14 protein-coding genes are annotated in these 15451 nt (G+C 66.9%); 4 read left to right on the top strand and 10 right to left on the bottom strand.

The window, feature by feature from the left end; all coding sequences use genetic code 11:
• Positions 1–78 precede the first annotated feature (78 nt).
• Together ABD059_RS08805 and ABD059_RS08800 are read left to right on the top strand one after the other, a co-directional pair.
• Positions 79–1014, top strand: a complete 936-nt coding sequence (locus ABD059_RS08805; RefSeq protein WP_343879109.1) for a carbohydrate ABC transporter permease — start codon at positions 79–81, stop codon at positions 1012–1014.
• Between the two features lie 2 nt (positions 1015–1016).
• Positions 1017–1931: a carbohydrate ABC transporter permease gene (locus ABD059_RS08800; protein WP_343879107.1), complete on the top strand. Its 915-nt coding sequence runs from the start codon at positions 1017–1019 to the stop codon at positions 1929–1931.
• Positions 1932–1996: 65 nt separating this feature from the next.
• Here the strand turns inward: ABD059_RS08800 and ABD059_RS08795 are convergent, their stop codons facing one another.
• From ABD059_RS08795 to ABD059_RS08770, 6 genes are all read right to left on the bottom strand, one after another.
• The gene (locus ABD059_RS08795) at positions 1997–2368 is read right to left on the bottom strand and encodes a glyoxalase superfamily protein (protein WP_343879212.1); all 372 of its coding nucleotides are present in this window, start codon (positions 2366–2368) and stop codon (positions 1997–1999) included.
• A 117-nt stretch (positions 2369–2485) separates the two neighbouring features.
• Positions 2486–3691: an amidohydrolase family protein gene (locus tag ABD059_RS08790; RefSeq protein WP_343879105.1), complete on the bottom strand. Its 1206-nt coding sequence runs from the start codon at positions 3689–3691 to the stop codon at positions 2486–2488.
• Complete coding sequence (locus tag ABD059_RS08785) at positions 3688–5052, bottom strand: formimidoylglutamate deiminase (RefSeq protein WP_343879103.1); 1365 nt, start codon at positions 5050–5052, stop codon at positions 3688–3690. Before ABD059_RS08785 ends, ABD059_RS08790 begins: the two co-directional genes overlap by 4 nt.
• On the bottom strand, positions 5049–6275 hold the full coding sequence (locus tag ABD059_RS08780) for an allantoate amidohydrolase (RefSeq protein ID WP_343879101.1): 1227 nt from the start codon (positions 6273–6275) through the stop codon (positions 5049–5051). Before ABD059_RS08780 ends, ABD059_RS08785 begins: the two co-directional genes overlap by 4 nt.
• A gap of 74 nt (positions 6276–6349) precedes the next feature.
• Complete coding sequence (hutU, locus tag ABD059_RS08775) at positions 6350–8044, bottom strand: urocanate hydratase (protein ID WP_343879099.1); 1695 nt, start codon at positions 8042–8044, stop codon at positions 6350–6352.
• The gene (locus ABD059_RS08770; RefSeq protein WP_343879097.1) at positions 8041–8736 is read right to left on the bottom strand and encodes an IclR family transcriptional regulator; all 696 of its coding nucleotides are present in this window, start codon (positions 8734–8736) and stop codon (positions 8041–8043) included. Before ABD059_RS08770 ends, hutU begins: the two co-directional genes overlap by 4 nt.
• A gap of 110 nt (positions 8737–8846) precedes the next feature.
• Between ABD059_RS08770 and hutH the strand changes: the two genes are divergently transcribed.
• Together hutH and ABD059_RS08760 are read left to right on the top strand one after the other, a co-directional pair.
• Positions 8847–10424, top strand: coding sequence for a histidine ammonia-lyase (hutH, locus tag ABD059_RS08765; RefSeq protein ID WP_343879095.1), 1578 nt, complete (start codon positions 8847–8849; stop codon positions 10422–10424).
• A 127-nt stretch (positions 10425–10551) separates the two neighbouring features.
• On the top strand, positions 10552–11376 hold the full coding sequence (locus ABD059_RS08760) for a siderophore-interacting protein (protein WP_343879093.1): 825 nt from the start codon (positions 10552–10554) through the stop codon (positions 11374–11376).
• Here ABD059_RS08760 and ABD059_RS08755 read toward each other — a convergent pair.
• The 4 genes from ABD059_RS08755 to ABD059_RS08740 all read right to left on the bottom strand — a co-directional run bounded on the left by ABD059_RS08755 (position 11373) and on the right by ABD059_RS08740 (position 15449).
• Positions 11373–12608: a cation:proton antiporter gene (locus ABD059_RS08755; protein WP_343879091.1), complete on the bottom strand. Its 1236-nt coding sequence runs from the start codon at positions 12606–12608 to the stop codon at positions 11373–11375. The genes ABD059_RS08760 and ABD059_RS08755 overlap by 4 nt on opposite strands.
• Positions 12568–13050: a cation:proton antiporter regulatory subunit gene (locus ABD059_RS08750; RefSeq protein WP_343879089.1), complete on the bottom strand. Its 483-nt coding sequence runs from the start codon at positions 13048–13050 to the stop codon at positions 12568–12570. Before ABD059_RS08750 ends, ABD059_RS08755 begins: the two co-directional genes overlap by 41 nt.
• Before the next feature lie 87 nt (positions 13051–13137).
• Entirely contained in the window at positions 13138–14211 is a 1074-nt protein-coding gene (locus tag ABD059_RS08745; RefSeq protein ID WP_343879087.1) for an NAD(P)/FAD-dependent oxidoreductase, read from the bottom strand.
• 35 nt (positions 14212–14246) lie between these two features.
• Positions 14247–15449, bottom strand: coding sequence for a glycine C-acetyltransferase (locus ABD059_RS08740; protein ID WP_343879085.1), 1203 nt, complete (start codon positions 15447–15449; stop codon positions 14247–14249).
• Between the last annotated feature and the right edge of the window lie 2 nt (positions 15450–15451).

The raw sequence follows: 15451 nt of genomic DNA, 5'->3' as shown, positions 1-15451 counted from the left end.
CGGCGCCGGTGCGGTCCATCACGGACCGCACCGGCGCTGGCACCCAACCATTGGTGGTAGAGAGATGAGCTATTGACGATGAGCGCACAGCCCGTGCTGGCAGGTCCGCCCACATCCCCTGGACGCAAGCGCCGCAACCAAGATTCCGACGGCCTGCCCGCCGCCCTCCCCTGGATCGGACCCGTCCTCCTCCTGATCTTCGCGATCGTGATCTTTCCGGCCGGGTTCATGATCTACAACTCCACCCGGGAAATCAGCCAGAGCGGAATCGATCAAGGCTCAGCCGGGTTCGCCAACTTCGCCGAGGTGTTCTCGGACCCCAATCTGCCCCGTGTACTGCTCAATACTGTGGTCTGGGTAGTGGTGGTGGTGTCGTTGACAGTGCTCCTCTCGCTCATCCTGGCCCAGTTCCTGAACAAGCCCTTTCCTGGCCGCACCTTTGTCAGGATGGCGGTGGTGGTCCCCTGGGCTGCCAGTGTGGTGATGACCACCACCGTGTTCTACTACGGCCTGGACAGCAACTACGGCATCATGAACACCTTCCTGGTGGACATCGGCATTCTGGACTCGCCCTATGGGTTCACCAAAAATGTTCTTCCGGCCCTCGGAGTGGCCATCATCGTGGCGGTGTTCGTGTCCATCCCCTTTACCGCCTACACCCTGCTCGCTGGCTTGCAGTCGGTGCCTGAGGACGCCCTGGAGGCGGCCAAGATGGACGGTGCCGGGCCTGTTCGCACCTACTTCAGCATTGTGCTGCCGCAGCTTCGTGGGGCTCTCGCCGTCGCGGTCCTGATCAACATCATCAATGTGTTCAACAACCTCCCGATCCTCAGGATTATCACCGGATCGATCCCCGGGTACCAGGCGGATACCCTCATGACCTACATCTTCAAGGTGCTGCAGTTTGATCGGCGAGTGGACATTGCCAGTGCGCTCAGCGTGGTCAACTTCGCCATCGTGATCGTGATCGTTGCGGCGTACGTGAAAATCGTCAAGCCGATGAAGGAGGTCTAGGCATGTCGACAACCACGCTCAACGAGTCGGAACGCTCAGCGCTGCCCCCGGTGAAAGCACGGCAGAAGCGTTACGGCGCCGACCAGGTCTCCGGCCGCAGGATGGGCCTTCGGATGGCGATTGGCGCCGTCGTCGCACTCGTGTTCCTGCTGCCCTACGGCATCATGCTGGTGGGCTCGCTGAAGACCCGGTCAGAGATCCTCTCAGTGCCCCCCGCCTACTTCCCCACCGAGGGCCTGCAGTGGAGCAACTATGCAACGATGTGGGACACCCCTGAAACGCCGTTGCCCTACAATCTGATCTCCACGATCATCATTGCGGTGTTTGCGACCCTCCTCGTCCTTCTGGTGGCCACCCCCGCGGCGTACTACACAGCCAGGTTCCGGTTCCCCGGAAAGACGGTGTTCCTGTTCCTGGTCATCGTCACCCAGATGCTGCAACCAGCTGTACTGACCGCCGGTCTGTTTCGTGAAATGTTGCTGCTGGGGATCAACGACACCTGGCTGGCCATGATTCTGATCAACGCGGCGTTCAACCTCTCGTTCGCGCTGTGGATCATGCACAGCTTCTTCGCGGCGATTCCCAAAGAAATCGACGAAGCGGCCCAACTGGATGGCGCCGGGAAGCTGACCGTGATGTTCCGGGTCAACCTTCCCCTGGTCTGGCCGGGCATCGTCACCGCCGTCATCTTCACCTTTGTGTCCTCCTGGAACGAGTTCGCTGCTTCCCTGGTGATCATGTCGACCGCGGAGAATCAGCCGCTATCAGTCGCGCTGACCAAGTTCATTGGGCAATATGCCACCTCGTGGCAGTACGTGTTTGGGATTTCAATTGTCGCGATCATCCCGGTGATCATTTTGTTCGCTCTGATCGAGAAGCGCCTGATCGGTGGCCTCACCGCGGGTGCCGTGAAGTAACCCGGTCCGTGATCCGTCCGGGGCCGGGCGGGGTCACGGGCGGGGTCACGGGCGGGGTCACGGGTTCAGGAATAGCTGGGGAGCTCCTGCAGGGTCCACTCGTTGCCGTCTGGATCCGCGAAATACACGAACCGTCCCCACTCCAGCTCTTCGACGCCGCGGGCCTGGACACCCTGATCGGTGAGGTGCTGGAGCGCTTCATCAGCGTTGGGAACCACGATCATCACCCCCTTCTGAGATCCGGGCGGCATGTCGACCAGACCCGTTCCCATCACGATCGAGCAGGCCGAACCCGGCGGAGTCAGCTGCACGAAACGGAGGGTCTCATCGACCTGCTGGTCGTGGTCAGCGTTAAAGCCGACCTGGTCCACGTAAAAGGCCTTGGCCCGGTCCACATCCGTGACGGGAATCGGGACAACTTCAATCTTCCAGTTCATCATTTCCGGTCCTCTCGCTCCTTCGCGCAGATCCCGCCCGGCGGCGGATTCTGGCCCCAGCCTAGGACCCTTTGCGGTCAGCTGCTGTCCTAGACGATGAGTAATGATCTGCCATGCTCAGACGATCCTGCTGCCCTGCTTCCAGACGGCGTGCGTCAGCGGTACTCCCGGCCGATAAGCGAGATGGGTGACGGACGGCGCGTTCAGCAGCTGGACGTCGGCCCGGTGCCCGACGGCGAGCGACCCGACCGCGCGGGCACCGTCGGCGTCGACCCCTGTCTCCCGGCGCAGCGCCAGTGCTCCGCCGGCGGTAGCCGCCCGGACGGCTTCGTGAACACTCAGCCGCATCTGCAGGACGGCCGTGGTCACGCAGTAGGCCATCGAGGTGGTGTACGAGGTGCCCGGATTGCAGTTGGATGCCAAGGCTATCTGAACGCCGGCGTCCAGCAACTCACGGCCACGGGCCAATGGCTGGCGGGTGGATAGGTCGCAGGCCGGCAGACAGGTGGCCACCGTCCCGCGGGGCCCGGAGCCGTCGTCGTACCCGGACCAGGTGCTGGCGAGCGCGTCGAGGTCCGCCCCGGTCAGATGGTTCACATGGTCCACGCTGGCGGCGCCGAACTCGACGGCGAGCTGCACCCCGGCACCGGGGCCCAGCTGGTTCCCGTGCACCCGAAGCCCCAACCCCGCATCCCGGCAGGCGGCGAGGATCTCGCGGGACTGCTCGGCGGTGAAGGCACCACGTTCACAGAACACGTCGGCCCAGCTGACATAGGGGCGCACGGCGTCGAGCATTGGCCCGCAGACCAGGCGGACGTAGTCCTCCGGATCGAGCCCGGCCGGGACGAGGTGTGCACCCAGATAGGTCACCTCGTCGACGACGCCGGCGGCGATGCGGGCGCTGCGGGCTTCGTGGTCGACGTCGAGCCCGTACCCGGTCTTGGTCTCCAGGTAGGTGGTGCCGCCGGCGTTCGCTTCGGCCACCCGGCCGAGGAGAAGCCGGGTGAGGTCATAATCCGTGGCGGCCCGGGTGGCGTCGGTGGTGACCGCGATGCCGCCGGCGGCGTAGTCCTCGCCCGCCATCCGCGCCTCGAATTCGGCGGTCCGGTCTCCCGCAAAGACCAGGTGGGTGTGACTGTCTACCCAGCCCGGAAGCCCGGCGCGGCCGCCCGCGTCGATCCTTTCGTCGGCGGCTGGCGCATCGGCTGCCGCGCCGATCCAGCTGATCCGCTCCCCTTCGAACACCACTGCCGCATTTTTCAGAACCGCATGCTCGTGGTCTTGCGTCATCAGTTCACCGATGTTGGTGATCAGGGTACTCATGGGTGTCCCTCCAGGGTGCTGGCCTGCAGTGCGGTGGCCAGCAGGGCGGCCGGATCGCCAAGGTCGACGTGCTGCCCGTCCCGGGTAACCACACGACCGGCGACGACGATGGCGGTCACATCGGCGGCGGTGGCAGTGAGCGGGAGCTGGGCGGGATCGGATCCGGCGGTGCGCAGCGACGCCGGATTCACGCTGACCAGGTCGCAGGGCCGCCCGACCTCGATGGCGGCTGCGGGGGTGGCCATCGAGTGGGCGGCGCCGGTGGTGGCTGCGTCGAGCAGGTCTGCGGGGCTGAACCTGCCGCGCTGGCCCGAGCCGAGCCGTTCCCCGTGTTCGAGGGCCCGCATTTCCAGCCAGGGGTCGATCACCGCGTGCTGGTCGGTGCCGAGCGCAATCCGGGCCCCGGCGTCCCGCAAGGCCCGGGCGGGGCCGATCCCATCGGCCAGGTCCGCCTCTGTGGTGGGGCAGAGGACAGCCGTGGTCCCGGCGCCTCCCAGCAGTGCGATGTCGTCATCGGTGAGGTGGGTGGCGTGGACGACGCTCAGCCGTTCGGAAAGCAACCCATGCCGGTGGAGCAATCCGGTGGGTGTGGTGCCGTAGTGCTTTTCGCAGTCGGCGTTTTCTGCCGGCTGTTCCGACAGGTGGATGTGCAGGGGGAGGTCGGCGGGGAGGCCCGCAGCGATTGTCCGGAGGGCGTCCTCGGGGACAGCACGGACCGAGTGCAGGGCAGCACCGACCGTGACGAAGGCCGGGTCAAAGTGTGCGGCGACGCTCCGGCGGAGGTCAGCGAACCGGTGAAGCCAGGCACCGGCGTCGGCGTCGCCGAAGCGTTCCTGATCAGGGTTCAGCGGCTTCCCGATGCCCCCGGCGAGGTAGCAGGTGTCCAGCAGTGTCAGCCGGATCCCGGCTGCGACGGCGGCGCGGCACAGGGCCAACTCCATGGCATGCGGGCCTTCCCCGGTGGACTCGTAGGGTTCACCACCGGGCTGGTGGTGTACGTAGTGGAATTCGGCGACGCTGGTCCAGCCGGTGACCACCATCTCGGCGAACACCGCGGTGGCGAGCCGCTCGTAGCTGGCGGGGGTCAGCGTTCCGGCCGCGCGGTACATCTCCTCGCGCCAGACCCAGAAGTCGCCGCCGCCGTCGTGGGTGCGTCCCCGGAGCACCCGGTGGAACGCGTGCGAGTGGGCGTTCGCGGCGGCCGGGAACACCACCCCGGTGAGGTCCCTGCTGTCGTCAGGTGCGGCGTCAACGTTCCAGGTCACGCCGGTGATGGTGCCGGCGTCGTCGGCCTCGATGCGGACGCGGGGCTGGATGCCCTGCCCGGCAACCCAGGCCTGTTCACACCAGAACGTCCTCACAGCAGGTCTTCCAGCACGTCGGCGAGCGCTGTGGCTGCAAGGTCGGCGTCGTCGCGTTCAACGTACTCTTCCGGCGAGTGGCTGATGCCGGTCGGGTTACGGATGTAGACCATGGCTGAGGGGACGTAGCCGGCCAGCACCCCGGCGTCGTGCCCGGCCCCGGTGGGCAGGGCGGGTACTTGGTTCCCGGCGTTCGACCGGCGCAGCGAGTTCTGCAGTTGGCGTTGCAGGGGTGCATCGAAGTGGACGGTGCTGCTGAAGGATTCCTCGGTGAGGGTCACTGCACAGCCTTCGAATGCCGCTGCCTTCTGGGCCTGTCCGTGGATCGACTCCACGAGGGCTGCGGTGACGGCGTCGTCGGGGTGGCGGACGTCGAGCCACAGGTCCACGCGGGAAGCAATCACGTTGGTGCCGCCCGGGACGGGCTGCAGCCGGCCGACGGTGGCGCGGGCGTCATCCTGTGCTGCGGCGATCCGGCGGATGGCCAGGATGATCTGTGCGGCGACGACCATCGGGTCGGCGCGGTCTGCCATCAGGGTGGTGCCGGCGTGGTTGCCCTGGCCTTCGACGCTCAGCCGCCACCGTCCGTGCCCGAGGATGGAGGAGCCGACACCGACCGGCGCGTCCAGGTCGATCAGCGCCCGGCCCTGTTCAACGTGGAGTTCGACGAAGTCGCCGATGGTCCGGAGCGCCTCCTCGTCGCGGCCGAGGCGTGCCGGATCCAGTCCGTGCTTCCGGCTGACGTCGGCGAAGGTGTTGCCGACGGGGTCTTTGAGGTTCCGCACCTTATCGGCGTTGATGGCGCCGGTGAGGAGCCGCGATCCGAGGCAGGCCACCCCGAACCGGGAGCCTTCCTCCTCGGGAAAAACGGTGACAGCGAGCGAGCGGCGCGGCTCGACGCCGCGTTCCTTCAGGACGTCGACGGCGGCGAGCGCTGCGGCAACGCCGAGTGGCCCGTCGAATGCCCCGCCGCCGGGCACCGAGTCGAGGTGGCTGCCGGTGACCAGGGCGCCGGCGCGGTCCCCCGACGCAGCATCCCACCAGCCCCACATAATGCCGTTGCGGTCGGTGCTGACCTCGAGCCCGCGCCGCGATGCCTCGGCGGTGAACCAGTCGCGCAACTCGAGCTCGGCTGAGGAGAACACCGGCCGGGAATACCCACCCCGATGGGAGTCGAGTCCGACGCCGGAAATCGACTCAAGCATCTCACCAACGGTATTCATCGATTTCTCCACCATCTAATCTCCATGCCAACAGGATCGAGCAGGGGGCCGGAGGCCGCCAAGCGCCAGATGAGTCAGTCTGCCATGGGGATGCGGACTCCGCGCTCTGCCGCAACCTCGGACGCCCTGTCGTACCCGGCGTCGACGTGGCGGATCACGCCCATCCCGGGATCGTTGGTGAGCAGCCGTTCCAGTTTCTCGGCGGCGAGCGGTGTCCCGTCGGCCACGGATACCTGGCCAGCGTGGATGGACCGGCCAATGCCCACCCCTCCACCGTGATGGATGGACACCCAGGTGGCCCCCGAAGACGTGTTCAGGAGCGCGTTGAGCAGTGGCCAGTCCGCGACGGCGTCGGACCCGTCGGCCATGGCCTCGGTCTCCCGATACGGTGAGGCGACCGATCCGGAGTCGAGGTGGTCGCGGCCGATGACGATGGGCGCTGACACCTTGCCGTCGGCGACGAGCTGGTTGAACAGCAACCCGGCCTTGGCCCGGTCCCCGTAGCCGAGCCAGCAGATCCGCGCCGGGAGGCCCTCAAACTCGACCAGGTCGCCGGCGGCGTCGAGCCAGCGGTGCAGGTGGGCGTTCTCGGGGAACAGCTCCTTCAGCGCCGCGTCGGTGACGGCTATGTCGGCCGGGTCGCCGGAGAGTGCCACCCAGCGGAACGGACCCATACCTTCGCAGAACAGCGGGCGGATGTAGGCGGGGACAAAACCGGGAAAGGCGAAGGCTCGTGCATAACCGCCCTGGCGGGCCTCGTCGCGGATGGAGTTGCCGTAGTCGAAGACCTCGGCGCCCGCGTCCTGGAAGCCGACCATCGCCTCAACATGGTGGGCCATCGAGGTCTGCGCCTTTTTGGTGAACCCGTCGGGATCACCCTTCGCCTCCCGGTCCCACTCGTCGGTTGACATGCCCTCCGGCAGGTAGCTCAGCGGATCGTGCGCCGACGTCTGGTCGGTGACAATGTCGATGGTGAGCTCCCCGGCCAAATGGCGGCGCAGCAGCTCGGGGAAGACTTCAGCAGCATTGCCGACGACGCCGACCGACAGGGCGCGTTTCTCCGCCTTGGCCGCCAGCACCTGGCGCAGGCCGTCCTCAAGGTCGGTGGCGACGACGTCGAGGCAGCGTTTCGCGGAGCGGCGCTCCAGCCGGGACCGGTCGACGTCGACAATCAGCACGGCACCACCGTTCAGGGTGACGGCGAGCGGCTGGGCACCACCCATGCCACCGCACCCGGCGGTCAGGGTCAGCGTCCCGGCGAGCGTGGCGGTCGGGGACTTGAACAGTTTGCGGGCGATCGCCGCGAACGTCTCGTAGGTGCCCTGCAGGATGCCCTGGGTGCCAATGTAGATCCAGGAGCCGGCGGTCATCTGCCCGTACATCATCAGGCCCTCGGCCTCGAGCTTGCGGAACTCGGGCCAGGTGGCCCAGTCCCCCACCAGGTTGGAGTTGGCCAGCAGGACGCGCGGCGCCCACGTGTTGGTGCGGAAGATGCCGACGGGTTTCCCCGACTGCACCAGCAGGGTCTCGTCGTCTTCGAGGTCCTCCAAAGACCTGACGATCGCGTCGTAGGCTTCCCAGCTGCGCGCGGCACGGCCGGTACCGCCGTAGACCACCAGGTCCTCGGGGCGTTCGGCGACTTCGGGGTCGAGGTTGTTCATGAGCATGCGCAGGGGCGCCTCGGTCTGCCAGCTCTTGGCGGTGAGCGTGGTGCCCCGCGCCGCGCGGATGGAACGGGTGGGGTCGTGTTGAGTGAACGACTGACTCATGCGGATTCTCCCTGGATGTCGGTGTCTCCCGGATGCGTGCCGCCGGGAGCGGAGGTGGAAGTGTTCAGGATGCTGCGGGCTTCTGCAGCAACCAGTTGGCCGAGGGTCTCGGCCTGCTGCTCGCTGATGCGGTAACTGGGAACCACCACACTGAGCGAGGCGGCGATCCGGTCACCGATCATCACTGGGGCGGCGACAGCGGTGACGTCGGGTTCGATACCGTTGCGGACCACGACGTAGCCGCAGGACGGCGCCTCGCCGGCCAGCACACTGCCGGCGGCGGTGCCGGTCAGGGGAATGCGACGACCCACCCAGCTGCTGTGTCGGACCGAGTGGGTTCCCTCGCGCACGGCAATGTAGATGCCATGGCCGTCGTCGGCGGGGACGTTCAGGTAGGCGGACTCCCCCGTCCCGCCGACCAACCGGTCCAGGGCTGCCCCCGCCAGGGAGACCAGGGACTCGTGGCTGAGCGCCTGGGCGCCGAGCTGGACGATGCGCATCCCGGGTCGGTAGCCGTCGTCGTCCTTCCGGACGAATCCGGTGGATTCGAGGGTGCGCAGCAGCCGGAGTGCTGTGGAGGCTGAAAGCGTGGCGTCCCGGGCGGCGTCGGCCAGGCTGACCACACCTCGGTCACACACGGCGCCGAGGAGGAGTAACGCTCGTTCAACGGTGCGGGTGGATGCGTCGGCCATCTGGTGCCTCCTTTTCAACGGAGAGTCTTGCATTGCTGGTCGTAATGCATTTCACTTATTGAAACGCTCTTTTCATTCATTGGCAAGACTCTTAGGAAAGCGGGTCCCAGGTGGGCAGTACCCAGACCGTCAACGTGGGCGTCGGCGCACTACGGCCGGAGGACGTCGTCGCCGTGGCACGTCATGGCGCGAGGGTCGACATCCTCCAGGAGTCGATCACCGCGATGGAAGCCTCACGGCAGGTGATCGAGGACCTCGTCAACGACCCGATGCCCCACTACGGCGTGTCCACCGGCTTCGGTGCCCTGGCCACCACCCACATTCCGGTGGCCCAGCGCACCCAGCTGCAGCGGAGCCTGATCCGCAGTCACGCCGCGTCCTCGGGTGCCGAGGTGGACCGGGAGGTAGTTCGCGGGCTGATGCTCGGCCGGCTCTCCACCATGGCCACCGGACGCACCGGGGTCCGCCCGCTCGTTGCGCAGACCTACGCCGCGCTCCTCAACGCGGGCATCACCCCGGTCATCGGCGAATATGGCTCGCTGGGCTGCTCCGGAGATCTGGCCCCGCTGTCGCACATCGCGCTCGCGCTGATGGGTGAGGGGGACGTGCGCGACGACGACGGCGCCCTGCGGCCCGCCGCGCAGGCGTTGGCCGCCGCCGGGATCACCCCGGTGGAGCTGCGCGAAAAGGAAGGGCTCGCCCTGATCAACGGCACCGACGGGATGCTCGGCATGCTGATCATGGCCTCGGCGGACCTCCGCCGGCTTCTGCAAACCGCCGATCTCGCCGCGGCCATGAGCGTTGAGGGGCTCCTCGGAACGGACGGCGTGTTTGCCGCTGATATCCATGCGCTCCGCCCCCACCCGGGCCAGATCACTTCGGCCGCGAATATCCGCCGGCTCCTGTCGGGGTCGCCGTTGATCCAGCAGCATTCGGCCAGCGAACTCAGCGAACACCGCAGCACCCGGGTGCAGGACGCCTATTCGCTGCGCTGCGCCCCGCAGGTCCACGGCGCGGCGCGGTCAACGCTTGCCTACGTCGAATCGGTGGCCGCCATCGAGCTCGGATCGGCCATCGACAACCCGGTGGTCACCGTTGACGGTCGGGTGGAGTCCAACGGCAATTTCCATGGCGCACCCGTAGGTTACGCACTCGATTTCCTGGCCATCGCCGTCGCCGATGTGGCCTCCATGAGCGAACGCCGCACCGACCGTTTCCTGGACAAGGCCCGCAACCACGGACTGAACCCGTTCCTTGCGCATGATCCGGGCGTCGACTCAGGCCACATGATTGCCCAGTACACACAGGCCGGAATTGTGTCCGAACTGAAGCGGCTCGCGAACCCCGCCTCAGTGGATTCGATCCCCTCCTCGGCGATGCAGGAGGACCACGTGTCGATGGGCTGGTCAGCTGGCCTCAAACTCCGCCGCGCACTGGACGGGTTGACCCGGGTGCTGGCCATCGAGATTCTCACCTCGGCGCGTGCCCTGGACATGCGCGACGGCGGTCTGGCCACCTCGCGCAGTGCCGTCGGGCCGCACGCGGTGCGCACGGCAGTCCGTCAGGTAGTCGAAGGACCCGGCACCGACCGCTATCTGGCACCGGAGATCGAGGCGGTCCGTGTCCTGGTGGACAACGGGTCCTTGCTCACCGCCGTGGAGCATGCCCTGGGCGATGGCCTCGAGTAGGAGCTGCCAGCAACGCCCCGAGCTTTTTCCTCAGGCACCCCGGGGATAGTGTTGATTGGCACGCCCGCACCGTCTAGACGCGGCCGCGAGCGTGGCCTGGCCACACCAGCTAAAGGAGTTCGACCCCATGAGCGTTGCCCCGGTGCGCAAACCCAAGCCGCAGACTGTTCTGACTGTCCAGAGCACCGAGTGGTTGACCCCGGCCATGGTGCGGGTGGTGGCAGGGGGCGAGGGATTCGCCGCCTTCGGGAGCAATGAGTTCACCGACAGGTACGTGAAAATCCATTTCGCCCGGCCCGAACTCGGGCTGGTGCCCCCGTACGATCACCAGGCGCTCCGGGAGACACTCGACCCCGCCGACCTTCCCGTCACCCGGACCTACACTCTGCGCTGGGTGGATTACGCCGCACAGCGTCTGGCCATCGACTTTGTGGTGCATGGCGACGAGGGACGTGCCGGACCGTGGGCGGCCAAAGCGCAGCCGGGAGACACCCTGGTGGTGACCGGGCCCGGCGGCGGGTACGCCCCCGACTCCACCGCCGACTGGCACCTCTTCGCTGCCGATGAGAGCGCCCTGCCGGCGGTGGCCGCGGCACTTGAGACGCTCCCGGCCGACGCCGTCGGGCTGGCCTTCATCGAGGTGGGGGACGACGCCGACCGCCAGGACCTCACCGCACCCCCGGGGGTTGACCTTGTCTGGCTGTACCGCCGCGGGACCACCGCGGGCACCCTGCTGGCAGCGGCTGTGCGGCAGGCGCAGTGGCGCAGCGGCCGGGTGCAGGTCTTTGCGCACGGGGAGCGGGAGGCTATGAAGCAGCTCCGCGACGTCTTCTTCGTGGAGCACGGGCTAAGCCGCAGCCAGGTGTCGCTGTCAGGCTATTGGGCGCTCGGACGAACTGAGGACCGGTTCCAGGCGGAAAAGCGGGAACCGGTCGGCAAGATCCTGGACTAGGCGGGAATCGGCTCGGGGCGGGGTTTACGCTGCAGCAAGCCCATCGCCGGTTCGACCAGGCGGGCCGCAACCGGACCGAGAATCGCGGTCAGCAGCACATAGGCGGTGGCCAGGGCGGCCAGCTCGCCGGTCACTGCGCCCGACGCGACCGCCAGTCCGGCGATCACAATTGAGAACTCACCGCGGGCAATCAGTGCGACACCGGCCCGCGCACGACCCAGCCGACCTACCCCCTGCCGCCGTGCGGCCCACCACCCGGTCCCGATCTTCGTCAGGGCGGTGATGAAGGCCAGCAGCACCGCGACACCGAGCACCGGGGGAATCGTCGCAGGGTCGGTGTTCAGACCGAACACGACGAAGAAGATGGCGGCAAAAAGGTCCCGCAGGGGTTCGAGCAGACGGGTGGCGTTGGTGGCTGTTGCACCCGAAATCGCGATGCCGAGCAAGAAGGCGCCGACTGCGGCGGACACCTGCATCGCCGCCGCAACGCCGGCCACCAGCAGCGCCGCACCGAGCACGGTCAGGAGGAAAACTTCACGATCCTTGCTGTCCACCACCGCTGAGACCACGTTGCCGAACCGCAGGGCAATGATGAGCACCACAGTCACGACGACGAGGGAGATTCCCACCGCCTGCATGCCGCCGGCAAAACTCGCGCCGGCCAGGACAGTGGTCAGAATGGGTAGATACACGGCCATCGCCAGGTCTTCAAACACGAGCAGTGACAGGATTACCGGGGTTTCCCGGTTACCCAGCCGGCCCAGGTCGGTGAGGACCTTCGCTACAATGCCGGACGACGAAATGTAGGTCACCCCGCCCATCACCATCGCCCCCACCGGGCCCCAGCCCAGCAGCAGAGCGACGACGGCTCCGGGCGTGAAATTCAGGACGATGTCCAGGACACCGGAGAGCCAGGACTGCCGAAGCCCTGTCACCAGCTCTTTGGCCGTATATTCGAGGCCCAGCATGAGCAGCAGCAGGATCACGCCAATCTCACTGGCGATTTCACTGAATCCGTCGAGTCCTTCCAACTCGATCAATCCACCGTTGCCGAAGAACAGCCCGCCCAGGAGGTAGAGCGGAATGGGTGAGAGACCAATCCGACCGGCAAGACGCCCGAGGACTCCGAGGCAGAAGAACACCGCCCCCAGTTCGATCAGTGTCAGCGCACTGCTGGCCTCCAAACCGGGCTCAGCCGCCGCTGAGGATTGCGGCGGCAGCGTCCAGGCCATCGGCAGTCCCGACGGCAACAAGGAGGTCTCCGGAGTGCAGGGTGAAGTCGGGGGTTGGCGAGGGTTCGACCTTGCCCTCGCGCAGGGCAGCGACCACTGAGGCCCCGGTGCGGGTTCTCATCCTGGTTTCGCCGAGCCGGTAGCCGTCAAACGGCGACCCGCTGGTGATCAGGAACTGGCGGGTGTTCACACCGGGAAGCTCCCGGTGCTCCTCGGTCAGCTGGGCTACCAGCTGGTGGGCGCCGAGCAGGCTCCCGAGAGTTGCGGCTTCGTCGGTGGTGAGGGGAATGGATACCAGGCAGGCGTCAGGATCGTCCTGCCTGGAAATGATCAGGGCAGTCTCACCATCACGCTGGGTGACAGTTCCGATACGGCGCCCTGAGGACGTCACGATCTCCTTGCGCACGCCGATGCCTGGCAGTGGCGTCTTATCGACCTTCATAGCGCAATTCTAGACCTGCCAGGCTCCGGCGTTTACCTCGTCCTCGCGGGGAAACGGCGGCGCCCAGGATGTGAGTGTGCCCAGTTCTCAGCGAGTCGGGCGCAGCGGGTCTGCCAGCGACGGGATCGTGCTCTCCTCGCCCAGGATCAGTGCAGCCGCCAGTTCGGCGATCCCCGACGACGTCTGGAAACCGTAGCCGCCCTGGCCAGCCAGCCAGAAGAAGCCCGCGGCTTCAGGATCAAATCCGACCACCGGCAACCCGGCTTTGGTCGAGGTGCGCAGCCCGGTCCAGGCGCGGTCGATTGAGGTGATTCCCAGGGTGGTCGCCTCAGTGATCCGCTGCAGCAACACCTCCAGGTCCGCGGCGACTGGTTGGGCGTCTTCGGGGACGCTCGGCACCGATTCGCAGGGCGAAATCAGTGCCCCTGCCCCTTCACGCCGGAAGTAGAAGCTGTCGTCGGCGGCAGCGACCATCGGTGTGCCCGGTGCCAGTTCACCGCTCATCCCCACGACGGCGGCGGTCCGCCGGTAGGGCCGGAGCCCTTGGGTTTCCGCTCCGGAGATCACCGCAACCTCATCGGCCCACGCCCCGGCAGCGTTCACGAGAACTGTTGAATGAATGGCGTGCGCGCCGGCCCCCACATTCCACCCGTTCTTCAACTGTTGGGCCGAGTGGACCTTGGCGCCGGTGAGGATGGTGGCACCGGCGGTGAGCGTTGCCTGCCGGTGATGGGCGATCAGGGCAGCGGAATCGAGCCCCACCGAGGTGGTGTCGATGCCTGCGGCGGCGAATGCTTCCGGCCGGAGCTGCCGACAAAGGGACAGCGCCTCCTGGTGGCTGATCGCCGTCATGGCGCCACTGGAGCGTTCGGCGACGTCCTGCTCGGATCCGATCAGCATGAAGCTGCGTGGCGTCAGGAGTCGGAGGTGGTGGTCGACTTCGGCGGTGCGCAGCAGCTCGAGGGTGCGATCGGTGAGCTGCTGCACTTCGGGAGGACCGTAGCTGGGGATGAGCTGCCGGGCCGATCGGGAGGAGGCGTGGTAGGCGAGTTCCTGTTCGGCCTCCACCAGAACCACCGTGCAGTGCCCGGCCAGCCGGGAGGCCAGGGACAGCCCGGCGATGCCGCCGCCCACAATCAGAACATCAGCGTTGAGTGCCATGCCTGCAGCCTACCCGGCGGCCCGGGGCGCGCCGGCTAGGTGGCTGCCGCGACGTCGTCGCGCGCGCCGATGAAGGCCTGCACACACGCCTCGATGTCCTCGACGCTGTGGGCAGCGGACAGCTGCACCCGGATCCGGGCGGCGCCGCGCGGCACCACGGGGAAACTGAACGCCGTAACAAACACGCCGCGCGCCAGCATGGCGTCGGCGGCCTTGGCAGCCAGCGCAGCGTCGCCGAACATCACCGGGATAATCGCGTGCTCGCCGTCGAGCAGGTCGAACCCTTCCTCGGTCATCCGGCGCCGGAAGAGAGCGGAGTTTTCCTCGAGTTGCGCCCGCAGGTCGGCACTGTTCTGGACCAGATCGAGGGCGGTCAGGGTGGCGGCGACAATTGACGGTGCCAGGGAGTTCGAGAACAGGTACGGCCGGGCTCGCTGGCGAAGGAGGGCAACGATCTCGGCGTGTGCTGCGACGTAGCCGCCGGACGCCCCGCCCAGTGCCTTCCCGAAGGTGCCCGTGTAGATGTCCACCCGGCTGGACACTCCGGCGTGTTCGGGAGTCCCAGCGCCGGTTGTGCCCATGAAGCCGACGGCGTGTGAATCATCCACCATGACCATCGCGCCGTACTGCTCGGCGAGGTCGCAGATGGCTTCCAGCGGAGCCAGGTACCCGTCCATCGAGAACACCCCGTCGGTGACGATCAGGGTGCGGCGGGCTCCTGCTGCTTCCTTGAGCTTCGCTTCCAGATCGGCCATGTCACGGTTGGCGTAGCGGAACCGCTGGGCCTTGGACAGTCGGATCCCATCGATGATCGACGCATGGTTCAGCGCATCAGAAATGACCGCGTCTTCGGCCGTGAGCAGGGACTCGAAGACCCCACCGTTGGCGTCGAAGCACGAGGAGAACAAAATGGTGTCCTCGGTGCCAAGGAACTTCGACACCCGCGCCTCGAGCTCCAGATGGAGGTCCTGGGTGCCACAGATGAACCGGACCGAAGCCATCCCAAACCCGCGGTCGTCGAGAGCCTGCTTCGCGGCGGCGATGATGTCGGGGTGATCAGCCAATCCCAGGTAGTTGTTGGCGCAGAAGTTCAGTACCCGCTGGGGGGCGCCGTCGAGGGTAGCCGCCTCAATATGGTTGGACTGCGGGGAGGAAATCCGCCGCTCATTCTTGAACAGACCCGCGCTGCGGATACCGTCCAGCTCCTCGGTCAGCTGATCCTGAATGCTCGTGTACATGG

This window comes from Arthrobacter flavus (genome assembly GCF_039526005.1).
In the GTDB taxonomy this organism is placed as follows: Bacteria; Actinomycetota; Actinomycetes; order Actinomycetales; family Micrococcaceae; genus Arthrobacter_D; species Arthrobacter_D flavus.
This window is presented reverse-complemented; position numbering and strand designations above follow the sequence as displayed.